This is a genomic window from Pustulibacterium marinum (assembly GCF_900116665.1).
GTDB lineage: Bacteria > Bacteroidota > Bacteroidia > Flavobacteriales > Flavobacteriaceae > Pustulibacterium > Pustulibacterium marinum.
Genome location: NZ_FPBK01000001.1, coordinates 75,749 through 98,968 on the forward strand (window position 1 = coordinate 75,749; position 23,220 = coordinate 98,968).

Annotated in this window: 20 protein-coding genes and 1 tRNA gene; 13 read left to right on the forward strand and 8 right to left on the reverse strand. The window is 32.7% G+C overall.

Annotated features, from left to right (window positions below; translation table 11 throughout):
* Nucleotides 1-59: 59 nt before the first annotated feature.
* Complete coding sequence (locus tag BM383_RS00385; protein WP_093021378.1) at nt 60-1,892, reverse strand: cation:proton antiporter; 1,833 nt, start codon at nt 1,890-1,892, stop codon at nt 60-62.
* 374 nt (nt 1,893-2,266) lie between these two features.
* Between BM383_RS00385 and BM383_RS00390 the strand changes: the two genes are divergently transcribed.
* The 7 genes from BM383_RS00390 (at nt 2,267) to BM383_RS00420 (ending at nt 10,205) form a co-directional block, all read left to right on the forward strand.
* Nucleotides 2,267-3,130 (forward strand): MBL fold metallo-hydrolase, encoded by an 864-nt coding sequence (locus tag BM383_RS00390; RefSeq protein ID WP_093021381.1) that lies wholly within the window; start codon nt 2,267-2,269, stop codon nt 3,128-3,130.
* Between the two features lie 10 nt (nt 3,131-3,140).
* Entirely contained in the window at nt 3,141-4,766 is a 1,626-nt protein-coding gene (locus BM383_RS00395; protein WP_093021383.1) for a S8 family peptidase, read from the forward strand.
* A gap of 84 nt (nt 4,767-4,850) precedes the next feature.
* On the forward strand, nt 4,851-6,728 hold the full coding sequence (locus BM383_RS00400) for a M1 family metallopeptidase (protein WP_093021386.1): 1,878 nt from the start codon (nt 4,851-4,853) through the stop codon (nt 6,726-6,728).
* A gap of 107 nt (nt 6,729-6,835) precedes the next feature.
* The gene (gene rnpA / locus BM383_RS00405; RefSeq protein ID WP_093021389.1) at nt 6,836-7,216 is read left to right on the forward strand and encodes a ribonuclease P protein component; all 381 of its coding nucleotides are present in this window, start codon (nt 6,836-6,838) and stop codon (nt 7,214-7,216) included.
* Between the two features lie 72 nt (nt 7,217-7,288).
* On the forward strand, nt 7,289-8,911 hold the full coding sequence (locus tag BM383_RS00410; protein WP_093021392.1) for a S41 family peptidase: 1,623 nt from the start codon (nt 7,289-7,291) through the stop codon (nt 8,909-8,911).
* Between the two features lie 8 nt (nt 8,912-8,919).
* The gene (locus BM383_RS00415; protein WP_093021395.1) at nt 8,920-9,423 is read left to right on the forward strand and encodes a GNAT family N-acetyltransferase; all 504 of its coding nucleotides are present in this window, start codon (nt 8,920-8,922) and stop codon (nt 9,421-9,423) included.
* Between the two features lie 2 nt (nt 9,424-9,425).
* The gene (locus tag BM383_RS00420; protein ID WP_093021398.1) at nt 9,426-10,205 is read left to right on the forward strand and encodes a LuxR C-terminal-related transcriptional regulator; all 780 of its coding nucleotides are present in this window, start codon (nt 9,426-9,428) and stop codon (nt 10,203-10,205) included.
* Between the two features lie 164 nt (nt 10,206-10,369).
* Here BM383_RS00420 and BM383_RS00425 read toward each other — a convergent pair whose 3' ends face one another.
* The 5 genes from BM383_RS00425 to rpiB all read right to left on the reverse strand — a co-directional run bounded on the left by BM383_RS00425 (nt 10,370) and on the right by rpiB (nt 15,137).
* Nucleotides 10,370-12,754, reverse strand: a complete 2,385-nt coding sequence (locus BM383_RS00425) for a TonB-dependent receptor (RefSeq protein ID WP_093021401.1) — start codon at nt 12,752-12,754, stop codon at nt 10,370-10,372.
* Between the two features lie 64 nt (nt 12,755-12,818).
* Nucleotides 12,819-13,262, reverse strand: coding sequence for a GNAT family N-acetyltransferase (locus BM383_RS00430; protein WP_093021404.1), 444 nt, complete (start codon nt 13,260-13,262; stop codon nt 12,819-12,821).
* A 63-nt stretch (nt 13,263-13,325) separates the two neighbouring features.
* Nucleotides 13,326-14,243, reverse strand: a complete 918-nt coding sequence (locus tag BM383_RS00435; RefSeq protein ID WP_093021407.1) for a cation diffusion facilitator family transporter — start codon at nt 14,241-14,243, stop codon at nt 13,326-13,328.
* A gap of 48 nt (nt 14,244-14,291) precedes the next feature.
* Nucleotides 14,292-14,705, reverse strand: a complete 414-nt coding sequence (locus tag BM383_RS00440; RefSeq protein WP_093021410.1) for a Fur family transcriptional regulator — start codon at nt 14,703-14,705, stop codon at nt 14,292-14,294.
* Entirely contained in the window at nt 14,706-15,137 is a 432-nt protein-coding gene (gene rpiB / locus BM383_RS00445; RefSeq protein ID WP_093021413.1) for a ribose 5-phosphate isomerase B, read from the reverse strand.
* A gap of 1,000 nt (nt 15,138-16,137) precedes the next feature.
* Here rpiB and rnr point away from each other — a divergent pair.
* From rnr to BM383_RS00460, 3 genes are all read left to right on the forward strand, one after another.
* Nucleotides 16,138-18,333, forward strand: a complete 2,196-nt coding sequence (gene rnr, locus BM383_RS00450; RefSeq protein ID WP_093021416.1) for a ribonuclease R — start codon at nt 16,138-16,140, stop codon at nt 18,331-18,333.
* A 98-nt stretch (nt 18,334-18,431) separates the two neighbouring features.
* Nucleotides 18,432-19,109, forward strand: coding sequence for a head GIN domain-containing protein (locus BM383_RS00455; RefSeq protein ID WP_093021419.1), 678 nt, complete (start codon nt 18,432-18,434; stop codon nt 19,107-19,109).
* A 131-nt stretch (nt 19,110-19,240) separates the two neighbouring features.
* A complete protein-coding gene (locus BM383_RS00460; protein ID WP_093021422.1) occupies nt 19,241-19,972 on the forward strand; it encodes a LysE family translocator in 732 nt (243 codons plus the stop codon).
* A 14-nt stretch (nt 19,973-19,986) separates the two neighbouring features.
* Here the strand turns inward: BM383_RS00460 and BM383_RS00465 are convergent.
* Nucleotides 19,987-20,060: transfer RNA gene (locus tag BM383_RS00465), tRNA-Cys, on the reverse strand.
* A gap of 72 nt (nt 20,061-20,132) precedes the next feature.
* Nucleotides 20,133-20,495, reverse strand: coding sequence for a dihydroneopterin aldolase (gene folB, locus BM383_RS00470; RefSeq protein WP_093021425.1), 363 nt, complete (start codon nt 20,493-20,495; stop codon nt 20,133-20,135).
* A gap of 128 nt (nt 20,496-20,623) precedes the next feature.
* Here folB and BM383_RS00475 point away from each other — a divergent pair, with 128 nt between their 5' ends.
* From BM383_RS00475 to BM383_RS00485, 3 genes are all read left to right on the forward strand, one after another.
* Nucleotides 20,624-22,306, forward strand: coding sequence for a glutamine--tRNA ligase/YqeY domain fusion protein (locus BM383_RS00475; RefSeq protein WP_093021428.1), 1,683 nt, complete (start codon nt 20,624-20,626; stop codon nt 22,304-22,306).
* 159 nt (nt 22,307-22,465) lie between these two features.
* Nucleotides 22,466-22,831: a YtxH domain-containing protein gene (locus BM383_RS00480; RefSeq protein WP_093021431.1), complete on the forward strand. Its 366-nt coding sequence runs from the start codon at nt 22,466-22,468 to the stop codon at nt 22,829-22,831.
* 20 nt (nt 22,832-22,851) lie between these two features.
* Nucleotides 22,852-23,211, forward strand: a complete 360-nt coding sequence (locus BM383_RS00485; protein ID WP_093021434.1) for a phage holin family protein — start codon at nt 22,852-22,854, stop codon at nt 23,209-23,211.
* Nucleotides 23,212-23,220 lie beyond the last annotated feature (9 nt).

Here is a 23,220-nt window from a genome sequence, read left to right on the forward strand (position 1 = left end):
AGTAAGTATCTTTTTTTGCCCTATGGAATAATTTTGATGTAAAAAATTCAGGTAGTTTTTTATTTTTCCGGATTTAATAATTCCATTGGTTTTCCTAAATATACCAACTGATATCCTTCACCTATTTCAAAATTAGCATCCAGAGAACAAATAATGTGAAGTGTTCTTTCTTGATCTTTTATAAACAAAGGAATTGTTTTCTTCTCTTTATTCAACCTAGCTACTTCTTTTAAATAATGATCTTTAGATTCTAATTCCAATTCATTCATATTTGGATAATCTCTGGCAACTTCACTTAGATTTAAATAATCGTCTTTCTTAGAGAAAAGGTTGTCTAGTGGCAAATCTTCCTGCCCCAATTCTTCCGAAGTAATCAAACGAAAAGCTCCGTTTTCACCAAGATATTTTTGAAACTTTCCAAGCGAGTATTTGTTCACCTCATCACTTGCAGTTAAAGCTAACAAATAACCAATGTCGCTAAATTCAATATTCAAGGTAAGATCATCAGAAAATACATTGATTTCCATAGCATCAATCCCCATTTGACTTGCTTTATCTACATTGTCTGGATTACTATCTACCAATACCACATGTCTACCATTCTTCTTCAAATATTTAGCGATTAACCTACAAACGTGTGATGCACCAATCATTACAATTCCATTGGATTGCTTTAAGAAAACACCCGAAACTCTAGCAAATAATCTTGCTGTGGTGGCATTTAAAAGTACGGTTCCTAGTACGATCATAAATACCAAAGGTGTAATGTATTCGGCACCTTCTTCACCCTGCATTATCAATTTTAAACCAAATAAAGAGGCAATACCGGCGGCTACAATTCCACGAGGACCAACCCAACTAATAAATAATTTTTCATTGAATTTTAAATTGGAACCCCATGTACTTAAAAATACTCCAAGCGGACGAATAGCAAACACAATTACTGCGAAAAGAATCATAGTATCCCAGGTATAAATGAGATACAAATCTTCCATATTAATATTGGCCGCGAGCAGTATAAATAAAATAGATATTAATAAAACACTGAGTGATTCTTTGAAATATAAAATGTCTTTAAGATTTGGCAGATTGATGTTTCCTAAAACCATTCCCATAACCACAACCCCTAAAAGACCAGATTCATGGGCAAACATATCTGAAAGAATGAAAACTCCCAAAACTGCACAAAGAGTAACTACATTCATCAAATAATGTGGTATCCAGTTTTTTCTTATGAATAAATACAACAAATAGGCTCCTGAAAATCCAAAAGAACCACCTATAACAATGATTTTTCCGAACTCTGCCAATGCCTGTTGCGTAAACTCTCCGCCAGCTTCTACACTAATAAATTCGTATACCAAAACGGCTACCAAAGCTCCGATAGGATCTATTAAAATACCTTCCCATTTCAAAACTGTAGAAACGTCTTTCTTTAAAGGAATGTTTCTAAGAATTGGGCTAATTACCGTTGGTCCCGTTACAATAATTAATGAAGAAAATAAGAAGGATATTGGCCATGATAATCCAAATATAAAATGAGATGCAATACCAGCGCCAAAGAAAGTTATAAGACTTCCTACGGTGATCAACTTAATAATTACCGGACCAACATTTAGAATTTCAGATCTTTTCAAGGTTAACCCTCCTTCAAAAAGGATAATACTAATGGCCAAGGAAACAAAATTGAACAGACGCTCTCCAGGAAACAATCCATCGTTTCCATTCCACATGGGTTCTATAAGTTTTTCGCCATCCACAGTAAAAAAAGTAGAAATGGGCCCTACACATAATCCAATAATAATTAAGGGTAAAATTGCCGGCAATTTGAGTCGCCATGCCATCCATTGCGCTAAAATTCCTAATATTACGATTCCTGCTAATGCTAACATTTTTTTCGGTAAAAGTTAAGTGAACCAAAATACTGGTTCTTCAATTTTTATTTTGTTAAAAAATACCCAATAATAATACAACTCTAATTCTTGCTAAACAACAGAAATATAGAAAAATAGCCCAAGTACATTCTATTTTTACAAAATTTCTCACGAAAAAAACCTTCTAAAGTGTAACCAAAAAATCAATTCTAGCACTTATTTCCGTATTCATCCTGAAGATTGAAAAAAGTTAGACTGTGATAATCTTAATAAAATCTAAAAATCAGTGGATATCGGTTAACAATTTCATACTTTGCGACTCGCTTTTTTGAAATCTTATGAACTGATAACCAAAAGATTTCTTCTTCAGGCTGAAAAAAATAACCACTATTATGAAATTATATACCATAGAATCCGGAAACTTTAAGTTAGATGGAGGCGCTATGTTTGGTGTAGTACCAAAATCTATCTGGAATAAAACAAATCCGGCAGATGAAAATAACATGATAGACATTGCAGCAAGATGCCTACTTGTAGAAGACGGAAACCGTTTAACGCTCATTGATACCGGAATGGGCAATAAGCAAAACGATAAGTTTTTTGGATACTATTATTTATGGGGAAATGATAATATTGATGATTCCCTTAAAAAACACGGTTTTCATAGAGATGATATAACCGATGTTTTTATGACACATTTGCATTTTGACCACTGTGGAGGTTCCATCCAATGGAACAAAGACAAAACAGGATATGAACCTGCCTTTAAAAATGCTAAATTTTGGACCAATAAAGATCATTGGGAATGGGCTACCAAACCAAATCCTAGGGAAAAAGCATCTTTCTTAAAGGAAAATATTCTACCTATGGAGTCTAGCGGTCAGCTAAACTTTGTAGATGTTCCCAGCGCTGGAGACTTTTTAGAAAATGGACCGCTTGGTTTTGATATTCTTTATGTAGATGGTCATACAGACAAACAAATGATTCCGTTTTTCAATTATAAAGGCAAAAAACTTGTTTTCGCAGCAGATTTGTTGCCAACTGTTGGGCACATTCCACTTCCGTATGTGATGGGATATGATACAAGACCTTTATTAACTATGAGTGAGAAAGAAAAGTTCTTAACAAATGCTGCAGAAAATAATTTCTACATTTTGCTAGAACACGACGCTCACAACCAAATCTGTACTTTAAAAAACACCGAAAAAGGTGTTCGACTAAAAGATATTCATACTTTTGACGAAATTTTTAATTAAACTATAAAAAATGAAATTTATAAAACCCGTACTTGTTACCGCTACAGCTGCTATGATCATGGCAAGTTGTGGTTCTCCTAAAATTGTTGCCACTCCCGTTGAAAACATAAATTCTGTAACTGCTAAAAAAGCAGAATTAACAGAAAACCAATTAGAAAATTGGATGCATTTAGACTTACTTTCCGATACTATTCCGGGAATGAGCGTAAACAAAGCATATACCGAATTATTAAAAGATCTTACTCCTAAGAAGATTATTGTTGGGGTAGTAGATTCTGGTGTAGATATTGAGCACGAAGATCTTAAAAATGTAATTTGGACCAACGAAGATGAGATTGCAGGAAACGGAATTGACGATGACAAGAACGGTTATGTAGATGATATTCACGGTTGGAATTTCTTAGGTGACATTACCAATGAAAACCTTGAAATGACGCGTATTGTAAAAAAAGGTGATGACGGTTCTGAAATGTACAAAGAAGCCAAAGCTAAGTTTGATCAAGACTTGCAAGAAGCTACACAAAACAAAATGCGTTACGAGCAGTTACTACAAGCTGTGAAAAATGCAGATGGTATTGTTACTGAAAAATTAGGAACTTCAGACTATACAAAAGAAGACCTTGCGGGTATTGAAGCTACTACACCTGAATTACAACAAAGCGTTGGAATTTTATCTCAAATGTTAGCCTACGCGCCAACAGTAAAAGAGTTAAAAGAACAATTAAAAGAAGGAATCGAGTATTTTTCAGATCAACTTAATTACAACCTAAATACAAGTTTTGAAGCAAGAAGTATTTTAGGAGATAATCCAGATGATTTTACGGATAACAAATACGGAAACAACAACGTAATTGGACCAGACAAAGAAGAAGCAAAACACGGTACACACGTTGCAGGTATCATTGCGGCACAAAGAAATAACGGAATAGGTATGGACGGTGTTGCAAATAGCGTAGAAATTTTAGCCGTAAGAGCCGTTCCAAACGGAGACGAATATGATAAAGATATTGCTTTAGGTATTCGTTATGCAGTAGACAATGGCGCAAAAGTAATTAATACCAGTTTTGGTAAAGCATATTCTCCACATGCACAGTGGGTTTACGATGCAATTAAATATGCAGCAGACAACGATGTTTTAATTGTAAATGCAGCAGGTAACGATACACACAATATAGATGAAGTTGATGTTTATCCAAACGATGCAGTAGGTACAGATCCAGAAATGTCTGATACTTTCTTAACTATTGGTGCTTTAAACTATGAGTACGATGCTAATTTGGTAGCAACATTCTCTAACTACGGAAAATATAATGTTGATGTTTTCTCTCCTGGAGTAAAAATTTACTCAACAGTTCCAAATAGCAAATATGAGTTTTTACAAGGAACTTCTATGGCTTCTCCGGCAGCAGCTGGTGTTGCAGCATTAATTCGTTCTTACTTTCCAAAATTGAAAGCTTCACAAGTAAAACAAATCATTATGCAATCTGGTTTGGCACCTAATATGAAAGTAAACATTGGTGGTGATCCAAGTAACGTAGTAGATTTTGCCGATCTTTCTCAAAGTGGTAAAATGGTAAATGCTTACAACGCTCTTATTCTTGCAGCACAAGTAGATGCAGGAAAAGTGAAATTATAATTTAAAAATTAATCAGAAAGCCGCTTTTATGAATTTAAAAGCGGTTTTTTTATTTTTACTGAAAACACTATTTAAGTCAATTGTATGAAAAAACTATGCGTACGCCTTAGTTGCTTGGCAGTTTTGTTAACCGGCAGTTTATTTGCTCAAAACAATACTCCATACTGGCAACAACATGTAGACTACACCATGGACATCAATATGGATGTAGAAGATTTTCAATATGAAGGAACTCAAAAACTTGTCTATACCAACAATTCTCCTGATGTTCTAGACAAAGTATTTTACCATCTATATTTCAATGCTTTTCAACCGGGAAGTGAAATGGATATAAGATTGCAAAACATTGCAGACCCAGATAAAAGAATGGTGAACAATCTGGGAACAAAAGAAAACCCTGTATACGAAAGTAGAATTGCTAAACTTTCTCCAGAAGAAATAGGATACCTCAAAGTAAAATCTCTAAAACAAGATGGAGTAGCAGTTACCTACAAAACTATTGGAACTATTTTAGAAGTAGCACTTGCAAAACCAATTCAACCTGGCGAAAAAACCACTTTTGAAATGGAATTTGATGGACAAGTTCCTGTACAAATTCGTCGTTCGGGTAGAAATAACAAAGATGGAGTTGCTCTTTCTATGACGCAATGGTATCCAAAATTGGCAGAATACGATTTTGAAGGTTGGCATGCTGATCCGTACATCGCAAGAGAATTTCACGGTGTTTGGGGAGATTTTGATGTAAAAATTACTATTGATAAAGATTACATTCTAGGTGGAACCGGGTATTTACAAAATCCGAATGAAATAGGATATGGATACGAAGATGAAGGAACCAAAGTAAAACGTAGAGGAAAAACCGCTACTTGGCATTTTAAAGCGCCAATGGTACACGATTTCACGTGGGCTGCAGATCCTGAATATATTCATGATAAACTGGAAACCGAAAGCGGTGTAACACTTCATTTCCTTTATAAAGATGATGAAAAATTTAAAGATGCCTGGACAAAATTACAACCTAAAACTGCAGAATTATTAGATTTCTACAATACAAACGTAGGTCCATATCCATGGAAACAATATTCTGTAATTCAAGGTGGCGACGGTGGAATGGAGTACGCTATGTGTACATTAATTACCGGTGGTGAAAACTACGGTGGTTTGTTTGGTACTACGGCGCATGAAATGGCACACGCTTGGTTTCAACATTTGTTAGGTACCAATGAATCTGAACATCCTTGGATGGATGAAGGTTTTACTTCGTTTATTTCAACCTTATCAAGTGCAAAAATCAAGAATCTAGAAAATCCAAATCCGTTTGAAAGTGCTTACGGTAACTATTTGTATTTAGCAAAATCTGGTAAAGAACAACCAGAAACTACGCATGGAGATCGTTATGCATACAACTTTGCATACTCTATAAATGCCTATAGTAAAGGAGAAGTTTTTCTAGCACAATTAGGTTACATCATTGGTCAAGATAAATTGATGGAAACACTTCATAAATATTATGAAGACTTCAAATTCAAACATCCAACACCTAATGATTTCATTAGAACTGCAGAAAAAGTATCTGGAATGCAATTGCATTGGTATTTAACCGATTGGATAGAAACTACAAATCAAATTGATTATGGAATCAAAGAAGTAAACGAAACTGAAAACAACACTACAATTACACTAGAAAGAATAGGTTTAATGCCAATGCCACTAGATGTTATTGTAGAATATACAGACGGTTCTGTAGAATATTTCTATATTCCATTAAGAATGGCTTATGGCGGAAAAGATAATCCTTATCCTGCTTTAAAAGCAACTACAATGGCCGATTGGCCTTGGGCTTACCCAACGTATGATTTATCTATTTCTAAACCTAAATCTGAAATCAAAACCATTGTAATTGATCCATCAAATTTAATGGCAGATGTAGATAGAGAAAATAATATTTATAGCGCAGAGTAACCTAAGCTATACAACAACAATTTTAAGAAAGCCATTCCAAAATTTGGAGTGGCTTTTTCTTTATTGATAAAGAAGCAGTAATTTTACCGCACTTATCTAAAACAAAAATGGATTTCAGATTTCCAAAAGATGAAAAATTAAAAAGTAAAACCCTCATTCAAGAAATGTTTAGGGAAGGAAATGCTGTTTCAAAATATCCATTAAAATTAGTTTTTATACAATCATCGCTTCCTAAAGAAGTAACTTTTCAAACAGGCGTTTCAGTTTCCAAGCGCTATTTTAAACATGCGGTAGACAGAAATAAAATAAAAAGATTTTTGCGAGAAACATACCGACACGAAAAAAACAATATTCTAAATCAAACTACTGATAATTATGCTTTTATGATTTTATACACCGGTAAAGAAATGCCAAATTATGATTTCATTAAGCAGAAAATGCAACAATTAGTTGAAAAATTTATACAAAACGAGCTAAAGAATCGTTAGCTAATTTGGCTAAGATGTACAAACATTTTGTAATTTAGCCAGACCCTCATACTAAAAACGCGTTTATTTATCATGAAGAAGAAGATTTTTATCTGCTGTGCGGCTATTGTTCTTTTTTTCGTTGGAACCTCTTTTAAAAACGATTTCTTTGAAATTTCTAAACAGATAGAAATTTTCACCACTTTGTTCAAAGAATTGAACATGAATTATGTGGATGATACCAATCCTGGTGAGCTTATGGATACTGCCATAAAAAGTATGCTTAGCGATCTAGACCCTTACACAAATTATCTCAACGAACAGGACGTAGAAAACTATAGAATTAACCAAAGCGGTGAATACAGCGGTATTGGTGCTATGGTAAAAAGTGCCGAAAACAAGCTCATCATTGTTGAACCCTACAAAGGTTATCCTGCTGATAAAGCTGATTTGAAACCAGGCGATGAAATTGTAAAAATTGATGATATTGAAATCAAAAATTTTGAAGACAATGCGAGTGATCTTCTAAAAGGAGCTCAAAATTCATCTATTCAAATTACCTATAAACGCCAAGGAAAAACGTTTTCAACAACACTGGAACGTGAAGGAATTGAAATTGATGCAGTACCGTATTACGGAAAAATCAATGATAAAACGGGTTATATTGTTTTAGAAAGATTCAATGAAAAAGCTGCCAAACAAACCAAAGAAGCTCTAGAAGATCTTAAAAGTCAAGGAGTAGAAAAATTGGTTTTAGACCTTAGAAATAATCCGGGTGGACTCTTAAGAGAGGCCATAAATATCTGTAACCTGTTTGTAGATAAAGGCGAAGTGATAGTGACTACAAAATCAAAGGTTAAAAAATTCAATCAAACCTATAAAACCAGAAATCAACCATTAGATACTAAAATTCCATTAGTAATTTTGGTTAATGGCCGTAGTGCTTCAGCTAGTGAAATTGTTTCAGGAGCTTTACAAGATTTAGATAGAGCAGTAGTAGTTGGTGGAAGAAGTTTTGGAAAAGGTTTGGTTCAGCGTCCATTAAAATTATCGTATGGAACACAGTTAAAAGTTACCATATCTCGCTATTACACGCCTTCTGGTCGTTGTATTCAAGCTTTAGATTATTGGCATAGAGATGCCAGCGGAAATGCCGTAAGAACTTCTGAAAAAGATTTTAATGCCTTTCAAACTAGAAATGGTAGAACGGTTTATGACGGTGGCGGTATTATGCCGGATGTTGAAATTACTTCTGCAAAGAAAAGTACATTTACCAATGCTTTGATAGATGATTATATCATCTTTGATTATGTGAATAACTATTATTATTCACACGAATTGGCTTCTGCAGCAGATTTTGATTATTCTGATGGAGATTATAATAAGTTCAAAAAATATGTTTCAGAAAGCAATTTTACATATGAAACTGAGACTGAAAGAGAACTAAAACAATTACTTACCAAAGATAAATTAGACGATCTAGGAAACGAAGTAAAATCATCCTATCAAAATCTTCTAAATACAATTGATGAAAGTAAAGTTACCTCACTAGATACTTATAAACCGGAAATAAAGGAAGTAATCGAAAAAGAGATTATAAAACATTATTTCTATAGGGAAGGATTGTACACCTACAATTTAACTCATGATGAAGCACTTATCATGGCTACTAAATTGTTAACAGATACTTCTAAATACAAAGGAATCCTTCAATAAGTAACTATATGAAAAATTTACTGGAAGAGGTAAAGCAACCAGCGCTTTATCAGGTTCGCGAACTCGCTTTAAAGGTTTGGCCACAGACTTTTAAACCCATTTTATCAGACGATCAAATAGATTATATGATGGAGATGATGTACAGTACAAAGTCTTTACAAAAACAATATGAAAACGGTTGTATTTTTTACATATTAAAGAGTAATACAGACCCAGCCGGTTTCATGTCTATAGAACACAATTATAAACAAAACCCTTATAAAACTAAATTACACAAACTTTATCTTCTAACGGAATTTCAAGGAACAGGATTGGGTAAATATCTAATAGAACAAGCTGCCGAAATAGCTAAAACCCGTGGTAGTAAAATCTTAGAACTCAATGTGAATAGATATAATACAAGTGCTATTGAATTTTATAAAAAAAAGAATTTTGAAATTACTGAAACAGAAGACATTGCCATAGGTAATGATTTTTTAATGGAAGATTATATCATGCAAAAACCCCTCTAGTCATGAATTTTGATGAACAATTTAAAGTTTACAAAGAAATTTTCAGTAAATACACCAAATACGATGGTTCGGTAGTACAACAACATATAGAAAAACTTACCGAAATGGATAAGATCATTCCTCCAATGGAATCCTATACCATGTTGCTTAATGTAACAAAAAACTGCCATGAATTTTTAAGTAAAAATTTTGAATATGTTGCAGGTTATACAGTTGATGAAGTAAAACGAAATGGCGGTGTGGAATTTATAATCTCAAAATTTCACCCAAACGATATCACTGAATGGATGACCTGTATAAAAGAACTAATGGATATTATGATTCATAAAGTTCCTAATGATAAAAAAGATAAAATATCAGCATCATATAATTATAGACTTCAAAAGAAAAATGGAGAGTACATAAATATTATAGAATATATTTCACCAATTTATTTTGACGAAAATAATGTACCAGTCATAGGTTTTGCACATTGCACAGTAATAGGAAGAGATTTTGAATATCCCATTATTGGTAATATTAGGATGTTAAATGATGCCGGTGAATATGAGACTTTATTTCATAAAAACTTTTCCCATGAATCGTTAAGAACTAAACTAACTAACAGAGAAATAGATGTTTTACGATTAATTGCTTTGCGCAAAACTAGTAAGGAAATAGGGGAGAAGTTGTGTATAAGTTCACATACCGTAGACAGTCACCGTAGAAAAATACTAAAAAAAATGAAATTTAAATCTACAGGAGAAATCATCCAATACTGCAAAGAGAACTTTTTAATTTAAAAAATACTCAATTTGAGTATTTTCTATTAAAAATTATTCAAATATTTTTGTTACATGATTAGATTATTACCGTTTTTAGGTTGGGGGGCTTAAAGATATTCTAAAATTTAATCTAATCTGTTAAGGGTTTGAAAAGAGCGTGATTTATAATCACGCTCTTTTTTTTATTCTTGATTATCAAATGTGTATCCAATCTTAAGAGTAAGGTAAGGTATGTTTCGGTAGTTGCTAATTCTGCTAAAATCTGTTCCTTGGGTTACCACATCATACTGTTGTGTGTCAAAAATATTACTGCCGGTAAGGTTTACTTTCCAACGATCATCAAAAAACGTTTTCTTTACTCCTAATGATGCATAGAAAAACCCGTCTCGCTTTTCCTGTGCTCCCTGAAATGGGCCTGAATATGACATATAGTATTGTATGGAAAAATCATCTGAAACTTCAAAAGTATTGTTCCATTTGGCACCATAATTAAATTGATTTCTGGTATAAGCTGTTTCATCAAAATCAACTTCCAGATGATAATCATACAGTGAAATACTCAAATTGCTTGTCCACCATTTTTTAAAAGCTATATTTCCCATCAACTCAACTCCAGTATTCTGGGAAATCCCAACATTGGTAGGCATTGAAATTAAAATTTCATCTGCTCCTGTTACGGTATAATCTTGCATTACATTCGTAGTTTTTCTGTGGTAGAATTGAAAACTTGCATAATCTTTATTAGTCCAGTTTTGTTTATAGCCTAGTTCATACGAGTCTACATAAGCTGGTTTTATGTTTGCGTTTCCTAAGTAATAACTGGTAACATCTGTGTACTGTAACACTGGAATAAGTTGGTAATATCCTGGTCTGTTAATACGGCGTGTATAATTGGCTACCAATTGTATATCATCTGAAAAATTATACAACAAATAAGCAGTAGGAAAGAGCTTGGTAAAATTATCGGAAGCTGGAATATAAACTTGTTGTTGGTCTACAGCTACATAACTGTAATTAGACTTGGTATCGGTATTTTCTAACCGCAGACCAAACTGATATTCTAACTTTTTAAACTTACTCTTAAAATTGAAATAAGTAGCATATATATTTCGTTTAAAATCTATAATCTGATTGGTTCGTTCGTCAGAGAAAGGTATTAAATTGTTGTTTTCATCAAAATTACCATTATCGTTACCAACTTCTGGAATGTTATCAATTTCTACAGCAACTCCAACGTCTAAAGATGTTTCTTCACTAAAAGGAACGGTATAATCTAAAGTTCCATTTACTAATAATTCATTTTTTTCATAATTGAGATAGCCAATTTTTTCAACCCTATCTTCATAAATTTTAGAATCGATGGTAGACTCTTTGTAAGGACTTGTATAGTTTGAAACGTCTACATTCAACACTAACTTATGAGATTTACTTTCATTAAAAAAGTGATTGTACCCAAAAGTACCACCGTAATATCCATAGTTATTTCGGTAGGTAGTTTGAAGGTTATAATAAGATTGATCTAAAATATTTCCTTCTGCATCATAGGCTTCATTGGTAACATTTCCGGTAAAATCTCTGTAACCACGGTTATTCACATAATTTATATTGGCCGAAAAATCTATATAATCGCTTGGCGTAATATCATAATTAAAACCTGCCTGAATATAAGATACTTTTTGACCATATTTTTGATCTCTGTACAAGGAAGTTGTGTACAAAACATCATTGTTTAGAACGCGTTGTTGCAAATTGTATTCGCTTTTATTGAAAACCTGATCTCCTTCCTGAACATTCATATACCAACCACTACGAGCTGTTTTTTTATCAATAGAAGCATAACCATTCAAGGTACCAAAAGTATTGGTGGTTATTTCGGTATTAATGGCATAGCCTTCTAAACGTGTTTTCTTTAATATAACCTGAATGATACCAGCACTACCTTCTGATCTGTATTTTGAAGAAGGATTGGTTATAATTTCAATACGCTCTATTTGATCAGCGGGAATTTGGCGTAACTTTTCAGTTCCATTAGGATCTCTGTGACCATTAATGTACACCACAAAAGTACCATCACCACGATACGTAATATTGCCATTTATATCTACTTGTAAAGAAGGTACATTTTGTAAAAGATCTACAGCAACGGAAGCTGTTGGAAAACTTTCTGCATTAATTACCTGTCGGTCTACTTTGTACTGAATAGCCGGTTTATTAGATTTTACAACAACTTCATCCAGATTTTCAACATTTTCTTTTAATAAAATATCAGCAACAGTCACTACATATTTATCAACTGTAACAGGAATCTCAACTTTTGAAAATCCCATAAATGTGGCTTGTACTGTATAAGAACCAAACGGAACTTTTTCTAGCTGAAATACACCAGATTCGTTACTAATTCCACCTAATAAAACACTGTCTTGAACAGCTACAGATTTTAATGTTATCTCTGCATAAGGAATAGGTTGAGAGGTAGCTTTGTCTAAAACTTTTCCTTTTACAACGGCTGTTTGCGCTATACTGCTCAACGAAATACAGAAAGCAAACAAGAAGAAGATATACTTCATATTACTATAATTTTCTTACTTTTTATAGATTAAGAAAATTACAGTTTGTTACAGTATTAGAAATTTATTTTTTACGAATCATTCCTATATGCGGAATACCATCTTCTAAATAACCTTCGCCAACTTGCTGAAAACCGTGTTGCTCGTAGAATTTTTTAAGGTATAATTGAGCCGATATTTTTATGACATGTTCTTGAAATGTAGTAGTAATAAAATCTATCGAAGCTTTTAAAATATCATGACCGTAACCAAAAGCACGCTCAGTTTCCTTTACAACAACCCGACCGATGCTTGCATTTTCAAAATAATCACCTGCTTTAAACACACGTGTATAAGCAATAATTTTTCCACCTTTTTCGCCAATAATATGCCAAGATTTTTCATCTTTTCCATCAATATCTTGATATACACAATCTTGTTCTACCACAAAGACTTCGCTACGTAATTGAAGAATTTCGTACAATTCTTGAGTAGTTAATTCAGAAAATGTTTTGACGTAAATATGCATGGTATTAAATTTTTTCAAACTTAGTAAATTCCTTTAGGGAAAGTACCATAGAAAAAAAACTAGTTAATCTTGCACAATAAAATCTTTAGAGGCTTCCTGCTTTTTAAATTCCGGTTGTAGATTGATGTGGTTGATTCCAAATTCATCATGTAGTAAATGTTCTATTTCATGCTGAATTTCATCAAACTGAGAAATGGTAATATCTTCAGAAAAATCTAAATGAGCTTCCAAATGTACCTCATCATCATTTAAATTCCACACATGAATATGGTGTAGTTTGTTCACATATTTTATTTCATGAACAGCTTCAATAATTTTTTCTAAATCTATATTTTCAGGAACAAAAAGCATTAAAGCCCTCGTAGAAGTTTTCAATAAGTCATAGCCCATATAAATTAAATACACAGCAATAGCAGCTGTAAGCACGCTGTCTACCCAATAGATTTCAAAATACTTCATTAAAAATCCACCCACAAGAACAGCTATACTGGCTAACATATCGGTTAATAAATGAATATAAGCTGATTTCATATTCATATTACCTTCGGAATGTTTTTTCAACAACAGTACACTCAGCCCATTGGCTACAATACCTAAAATAGCCAACCAAATTACAATTCCAGATTGAATAGCAACCGGATTTAAGAATCGTTCCACCGCTTCTTTAATCAAATACAGCGCTACAATAATTAAACTGGAGGAATTCACAAAAGCTGCTAAAATTTCGGCACGCTTGTAACCAAAAGTTCTGTTTGTAGAAGCTTTCTTTTTTGAAAGTTGATTGGCAACATAACTAATAATTAATGAAATTACATCGGTAAGATTATGCAATGCATCAGAAATAAGTGATAAGCTACCAGAAATAATTCCTCCAACCACTTGCGAAGCCGTTATCAACACATTTAAAAAAATAGAGAAAAGGAGGTTTTTACCTTTTAAATTTCCATGATCATGATGGTGGTGATGGTGATGATGTGACATAACTTCATTATAATTTATACCACAAAAATAGAACAGAATGGGTGCAACCTAATTGCATTTATCGCAAATACCGTGGATAAGATATTCTTGTGAAGAAACTTTAAATGCGTCTGGAAGTTTTAAATGTGGTAAAGAGATGGCGTTTAAACAAACTGTAGTATTACATTCTGTACAATGAAAATGCGGATGTAAATCTTTATGATGATCTGCAGTACAGGTACTGTTACACACAGCATATTTTGTTTGAAAGCCTTCGTGAATGGTGTGTACCAATCCATTTTCTTCAAAAGTCTTTAAACTTCTAAAAATTGTGGATTTATCTGCATTGGAAAGAGCCGTTTCAATATCTGTCAAAGAAACCGCTTCTTGAGTAGATAAAAGATACTGCAATACGAGTAGCCGCATTGCAGTAGGTTTTATATTTTTTTGTACCAAATATGTTTCTTCTCTTTGAAAACTCATTTACATACAAGGAATTTTAGCTATTCTATTGGCATGTCTTCCGCCTTCAAAATCAGTTTTCAAAAACGTTTTTACCATTTCTACAGCTTGCTCAATAGAGGTGTAACGCGCCGGAATACTTAAAATATTCGCATTGTTATGTTGACGTGCGAGTTCTGCAATTTCTTTGGTCCAACAAAGTGCAGCGCGTACGCCCTGATGTTTGTTAACCGTCATAGAAATTCCGTTTCCACTTCCACAAATTACAATACCAAAATCTACATTTCCTTTTTCAACATCAGTTGCAACCGGATGTCCAAAATCTGCGTAGTCTACACTATCAGGAGTATCCGTTCCGTAGTTAATAACTTCGATACCTTCTGATTTTAAATACTCTACAATGGCAAATTTGTATGCCGGTCCTGCGTGATCGTTGCCAATAGCTATTTTCATATTTATTTCTGTTTAAAAAATGATGCTTTTACAAAGATACAAAGAAGCAAACTCATCTATCTTTAAATATAAAAGAAGTATTTACCTACAATTATAGCGATATAAACAAATTAAATAATTGATTTCCAATAAATTCATAGGTTATAAACAATGGAAAGAGCTCAATTTTACAATTAATTAAATTTCAATCAATTATAATTTTACAATAATTGTTGATAACTGGTAATTAAAATAGCGCAACTTTATTTTGTTGTTAACGGAATATTTTCAATATGTAAACTAAATTGAAAAAGTCAAGAGTATAATTCAAAATTTTATTGAAAGTTATCAAACAGAAATTTTACGATTATTAACAGCTATCAACATAGAAAAATATTAAAAATTTCAATCAAAATCTCGTTGTTCACAACTGTTAATAACTATCATATTTCATCTCAAAATGAATATTTTAGAATGTAAATTATATGTTAATTTCTACGAATAAAGTTTGACAAACTATCAAAACAAGAAAAACTAAATAAAAATATACCGCTATTCACAGGCTATAATAACAACCATTTTAATTTTAAATTTTAAAAAAAAGAAAAGAAGTATATTATATATGTTTATAAGATATGTTAGTATTCAATTTTTATTTTTGATTTGAAAAGATTGAATTGACTGATACGTATGTTTGAAAAGAAAATTAATTAGGTGTGTATTGAAAAAAAAAGAATGCTTAAGAATTGCATTCTTTTTGGATTCCTTGCTTTGGATTGATAGAGATAACGGTTTCTTCGCTCTCTTTTAATGACTGGTCTATGGTTACAAAAAAGTAAGCCATGCCGCCAACAAATAGCAGGATAAAGAAGATTATTATGATGTAAACTTTTTTCATATACCTTAATAGACGATGTAATTTAGAAAATATTACATTTTTTTTAATAAAATTTTAACTTTTTTTGGTTAGTCTTGGAAAACGCAAATAATTTGTACCTTTCAAGTACTTTAAAAACAATTTATGTCTAGAAAAAAGAAGAGAGCACAAAAGCAAAAAAAGAACGAAATAACCAAAGGCATATTTAGCATTCTAGAAAAAAATCCTAGTCAGAATTTTAACTATAAACAAATAGCTGCAAAGCTTGGAATTACAGATCCTTCAGGTCGTAATCAACTCATTAAGAAACTAGTACAACTCAAAGAAAGCAAAAGAATAGAGGAGCCAGAACGTGGTAAATACAAAGCTATTCCTTCACTCAATTATTTTACAGGAACGGTAGACATGACCAGCAAAGGTCATGCATATGTGATTTCTGAAGAATTAGAAAAAGATGTTTTTATTCCAAGTAATATGCTTAATAAGGCATTACATGGTGATGAAGTAGAAGTCTATGTTTTTCCAATGAGGAAAAATAGAACGAAGGTTGAAGGAGAAATTACAAAAGTTCTTAAAAGGAAAAAAACACAGTTTGTTGGAATAGTACAAATGCATCCAAACTTTGCGTTTGTATTGGCAACCGATGTGAAAATGTATACCGATATTTTTGTTCCGAAAAATAAATTAGGTGATGCAAAAGATGGTGACAAGGTAATTGTAGAAATTAATGATTGGCCGGAAAATGCAGATTCTCCATATGGAAATATTACTACAGTACTTGGAAAACCGGGAGATCACAATACAGAAATACATTCAATTTTAGCAGAATATGGGTTACCGTATGAATTTCCGCTGGAAGTAGAACATTATGCAAATCAGTTAGATACTTCTATAACAGCAGAAGAAATTGCAAAGCGTAGAGATATGCGTGATGTGTTAACATTTACCATAGATCCAAAAGATGCAAAAGATTTTGATGATGCATTATCATTTCAAGAATTAGAAAACGGAAATGTAGAAGTAGGTATTCACATTGCCGATGTTTCGCATTATGTGGTTCCCGGAACTGTGTTAGATGAAGAAGCTTATAACCGAGCAACTTCTGTGTATTTGGTAGATAGAGTAGTGCCAATGTTACCCGAAATTCTTTCAAACAATGCCTGTTCATTAAGACCAAACGAAGAGAAATATACCTTTTCTGCAGTCTTTGAATTGAATGATAAAGCCGAAGTTGTGAATAAGTGGTTTGGTAGAACAGTTACCTATTCCGATAAACGATTTGCCTATGAAGAAGCGCAGCAAATCATAGAATTAAAATCGAACACCATTCCTGCTGAAATTTCACTTACTGGTGAAGCATACGAAGTGGATGATGCTATTGTCAGCGCAATTTTAAAATTAGACGAATTGGCAAAAATTATGCGTTCTAGAAGAATGCGTGCAGGAGCCATTTCTTTTGATAAAGTGGAAGTTAAATTCCAATTAAATGAAGAAAGTGAACCCGTTGGAGTTTACTTTAAAGAAGCGAAAGATGCTAATAAATTGATTGAAGAATTCATGCTGTTAGCTAATAGAAAAGTTGCTGAGTTTATAGGTAAACAAGAAAAAACATTTATCTATCGAGTGCATGATGAGCCCGATGAAGAGAAATTAATGCAGTTACAAGGCGTAATTTCTCGTTTTGGATATGGACTTAATATGAAGAACCGAAAAACCATTACAAGCTCTTTAAACAATTTATTGTCTGAAGTTCAAGGTAAGAAAGAACAAAACTTGGTAGATACACTTGCGATTCGCTCTATGAGCAAAGCAAAATATACTACAGACAACATTGGTCATTACGGTTTAGCGTTTGATTATTATTCACATTTTACTTCGCCAATTCGTAGATATCCCGATGTGATGGCGCATCGTTTGTTGCAATTTTATTTAGACGGAGGTGCTTCTGTAAAAGTGGAAGAATACGAAGAAAAATGCCATCATTCGTCAGATATGGAAAGTTTAGCAGCCAATGCAGAGCGTGATTCTATCAAATACATGCAAATCAAGTTTATGGAAGATCATAAAGATCAACCGTTCTTGGGTGTTATTTCTGGCGTTACAGAATGGGGCGTGTATGTAGAAATTATAGAAAATAAATGTGAAGGAATGATCAGAATTAGAGATATCAAAGATGATTATTACACATTTGATGAAAAGCAATATGCTATTGTTGGTGAAGTAACTAAAAACGTTTATCAACTTGGTGATGAAGTAGTGGTAAAAGTAAAATCAACAGATCTTATGAAACGCCATTTAGATTTTGATTTGCTAGGAAGTAGAGAACAAGTAGGTATTTAAAAGTCAATAGCTTAAAAGTTTTAACGCAGATTTAAGTGATACTTAACTGTAACAAATTCTCGTATTTCACATCTTTGAGGTATTAAACAAACTTAGTTATGAGAAAATTAATTGCAATTGGATTATTTTTTATTGGTTTTTCAGCATTTGCTCAAAATGATATAACAAAAACACTTGGAGCTTTTGACGAAGTTAAGGCCTATGATGGAATTTCGGTTAAACTAATTCAATCAAACGAAAATAGAGCCATTATCAAAGGAAAAAATAAGAATGATGTAGAATTGGTTAACAAAGACGGAATTCTTAAAATTCGAATGGATATCACAGAAGCTTTTGATGGTTATGACACGTTTGTAGAAGTGTATCACAAAGATAGATTGTACGTGATTGATGCAAATGAGCAAGCATATATTGAAAATATAGATCCTTACAAGCAAACCGAAATTACTTTAAAAGCTCAGGAAGGTGGCGAAATAAGTATGTATTTGAAAGTAGAAAAACTAGAAGTTAAAGCGGTTACTGGAGGAATTATTACTCCAATTGGTTCTGCAACAAATCAAGATATAAGCATTAATACAGGTGGAGAATATGAAGGAAAAGAAATGGAAAGCGAGCAAACCACAGTAAGCGTTAATGCGGGTGGAAATGCAGATGTTTATGCCACTAAATATGTTGATGCAAAAGTAAGAGCTGGTGGAAATGTTCAAATTTATGGAAGTCCAAAAGTGATAGATCAACAAACCTTTCTAGGAGGAAAAATAAAAGAAATGGATTAAAAATTCATTATTAAAGAATAGCAAAAGCACCATAATCTCAAGATTTATGGTGCTTTTTTGTTGTATTATAATTAATTTTGAAGTTAAATAGGGTAAGATAATCTTCACTCAGAAGAAAAATCAATGATATAATGATTCAGGATGTTTTTGCAGCGATACCTTTGGGAGTTCTTTTAGCATTTACCATTGGTCCTGTATTTTTTGTGCTTATAGAAACCAGCGTAGTCAAAGGTTTTAGAGCGGCAATGATTTTTGATATTGGCGTTGTATTAGGTGATATTTTCTTTATTCTTATTGCTTATTTCAGTACTTCAAAATTACTAGAAAGACTCAAAGATGAACCCGGTTTATTTATTTTCGGAGGAATTATTATGATCGTTTATGGTGGTTTTACTTACATCAAAGAAAAGAGAGATTACAATAAAAAAATTGATGAAGAAGTAGATGTAAAGGAAGTAAGCAGAAACAACTACTTTGGACTTTTTTTCAAAGGATTTTTACTGAATTTTATAAATATTGGTGTTTTAGGTTTTTGGTTAGGAATCATTATAGTATTTGGACCAAAGCTAGATATGATGCCAAATAGAATCATCATCTTTTTTGCTACAATTATTGTAACTTACTTATTGACAGATGCTATTAAAATTACACTGGCAAAACAATTGAAAAATAAATTGACACCTTTTAGAATTCACAAACTTAAAAGAGTTATTAGTGTAGTATTAATGGTTTTTGGAATTGCTTTAATGGCTCAAGGAATTTTTCCAAAAGAGAAAGAATTTCTAGAAAGAAAATTTGAGTTAAAACAAGGAGAAGCAATAAATCATACAAACAGTATAAAAGAAAAAAGAGCTGATAGTTAAATCAGCTCTTTTTTTGGAGGCATCAAGCGGATTCGAACCGCTGTAGACGGTTTTGCAGACCGCTGCCTAGCCGCTCGGCCATGATGCCCTTTGCGGACGGCAAATTTACATATTTATTTTTTATTACCAAGCAAAAATATCACTAGGGTAAAAGGTTTTCTTAAAGTGTTCTGTTCAAGGTCATTTCTATAGTCACCATTTCTACATTTCCACCAATCGGCGGATTTATCTTTGAAACTGCAACTGTTGCCTCTTCTGCAATACTTATTTCTTCAAAAATTCTATTCAAAATACGTTTAGCTACATGTTCCAGAAGCTTAGACCGTACAAGCATTTCTTCTTTCACTATTTTATTAATATGTACATAATCAACAGTTTCAGATAATTCATCACTGGTTGCTGAGGGTTGTAAATTTGCTTTAACCGATACATCAACGCGGTAATCACTACCTATTTTTCCTTCTTCGGTTAAACAACCGTGATATGCATAAACCTTTATATTGGTAACTTTGATAATTCCCATGAAAAAAATTTTTGCAAAGATAGATTTTAAACTGTGCTATTAACGAATAATAACGTTTTCTATTGATTGATTGTTGGTACTAATTTTTATTTTTGCAGTAATTAGTAATGCTTCTATCTTAATTATTTATGTCAGAAGAAAAAAAATCGCTCAATTTTATAGAGCATATTATTGAAGAAGATCTTAGAAATGGATTTTCTACAGATGATTTACGATTCAGATTTCCACCAGAGCCAAATGGATATTTACATATTGGACATGCAAGTTCTATTTGTTTAAACTTTGGTTTAGGATTAACATACAATGCACCGGTAAACCTTCGTTTTGATGATACCAATCCAGAAAAGGAAGAACAGGAATATGTTGATGCAATCAAAAGAGATGTTTCTTGGTTAGGGTTTGAATGGAATCATGAATGTTATGCATCCGATTATTTTCCGCATTTGTATGAATGGGCTGTTGAGCTTATTAAGCAAGGAAAAGCATATGTAGATTCACAATCTTCTGAAGAAATTGCTGCTCAAAAAGGAACTCCAACCACGCCTGGTAAAGAGAGTCCTTATAGAAATCGTCTTATTGAAGACAATTTGGATTTGTTTGAGCGAATGAAGAATGGAGAATTTGAAGCAGGAGATCAAGTATTGCGTGCAAAGATAGATATGACATCATCAAACATGTTGATGAGAGATCCTATCATGTATAGAATTATGCATAAATATCACCATAGAACTGCAAACAATTGGTGTATTTATCCAATGTATGACTGGACTCATGGTGAAAGTGATTATTTAGAACAGGTTTCACACTCCTTTTGTACGCTTGAGTTTGCCATGCACCGTGAATTGTATGATTGGTTCTTAGATCAAGTATATGATAGTGAAAAGATACGTCCTAAACAGCGTGAGTTTGCACGTCGTAATTTAAGTCATACCGTTGTTAGTAAACGTAAATTATTGCAACTGGTTAAAGAAGGTCATGTAACTGCTTGGGATGATCCTCGTATGCCTACTATTTCTGGTCTTCGAAGAAGAGGATATACACCAAATTCAATTAGAAATTTTGCTGATACTATTGGTATTGCAAAACGTGAAAATTTGATAGATGTATCTTTATTGGAGTTTTGCGTTCGAGAAGATCTAAATAAAATAGCTCCACGTGTTATGGGAGTTTTAGATCCGGTAAAAGTGGTTATCACTAATTATCCTGAAGATGGAGAAGAATGGTTAGATGCTGAAAACAATCCGGAAGATGAAGTAATGACCTATAGAAAAGTACCTTTTTCTAGAGAGTTGTATATTGAAAAGGAAGATTTTAGGGAAGAAGCAAACCGTAAGTTTTTCCGTTTAAAACTAGGTGGAGAAGTTCGCTTAAAGAATGCATACATCATTAAAGCAGAAAGTTGTGTGAAAGATGAAAATGGTAATGTTACCGAAATTCATTGTACGTATGATGAAGATAGCCGAAGCGGAAGTGGAACAGAAGCTAGTATGCGTAAGGTAAAAGGAACACTGCACTGGGTTTCTGTAGCTCATGCTCAGGAAGCTGAAATTCGTATTTATGACCGTTTATTTGCAGATGCAGCTCCAGATAGTCATAAGGATAAAAACTTTTTAGAATTCATAAATCCAGATTCTTTACAAGTTGTTACAGGTTATGTTGAACCTAGTTTAGCTTCTGCAAAGGTAGGAGAGCGTTTCCAATTTCAACGAATAGGATATTTTTGTGTAGATAAAGATACTACCAACGATCAATTAGTTTTTAACAAAACTGTAGGATTACGCGATACTTGGGCAAAACTTGAAAGCAAATAATATTTTCATAAAATATTAAAAATAAATAAAATAGCTACCAAAGTCGGTAGCTATTTGCTTTTGTTAACGGAATATCAATTAACGGTCGTTTAACAGTAAATTCCTATTAAAAAGAATACTTTAGAAGTGAATTTATTTAATAACCTAAAAAAAATTGATATGAATAAGACAGGAAGTACATTAGTTGCATTGGTTGCAGGAGCAGCATTAGGAGTAGGAGCGGGAATGTTATTTGCTCCTGCGAAAGGTTCAAAAACCAGAAAAAAAATCAAAAGTAAAGCAATAGAAACTAAAGATGATTTATCTTTAAGAATTTCTCAAATTGCAGAAGAGTTATCTCAAACAGCAGATAAAAAGAAAGCGGATTTTGAAGAAACTTTAGAAGAAACTCTTTCTAGTATGAGCTACAAAGCAGAAGACGTTATCAACACTATGGAGCGCAAATTAGAAGATTTGAAAGCAAAAAATGCTAAACTTCAAAAAGGTAAAAACAATGTAGTAGTTACCGAAGAAGTAAATATATAATTAGGTAATTTGCCCTTTACATGATAGACAACATTAAAGAGAACCTCGGTGAAGTAAATGAAAACGCTCAACAGTATGTAAATTCGAGTGTTTCATACTACAAATTGAAAGCATTTAAGCTTTTAATGAAGGGAGTAACTTCTATGTCTCAATTGCTTATAACTGGTTTTATACTTGTTATTGCGGCGTTGTTTATTTCTTTTGCTGCTTCTTTTGGAATAGGAGAATTGCTAGATAATAGATTTTTAGGATTTTTAATAGTAGGAGTGTTTTACATACTCGTTGCTATTATCTTTTATGCGAATAGACAGATAATTGAAAGGAAAATTTTGAAAGAGTTTTCAGAAGATTTCTTTGATGAATTAGAAGATGACAACTAATCCCTAAAA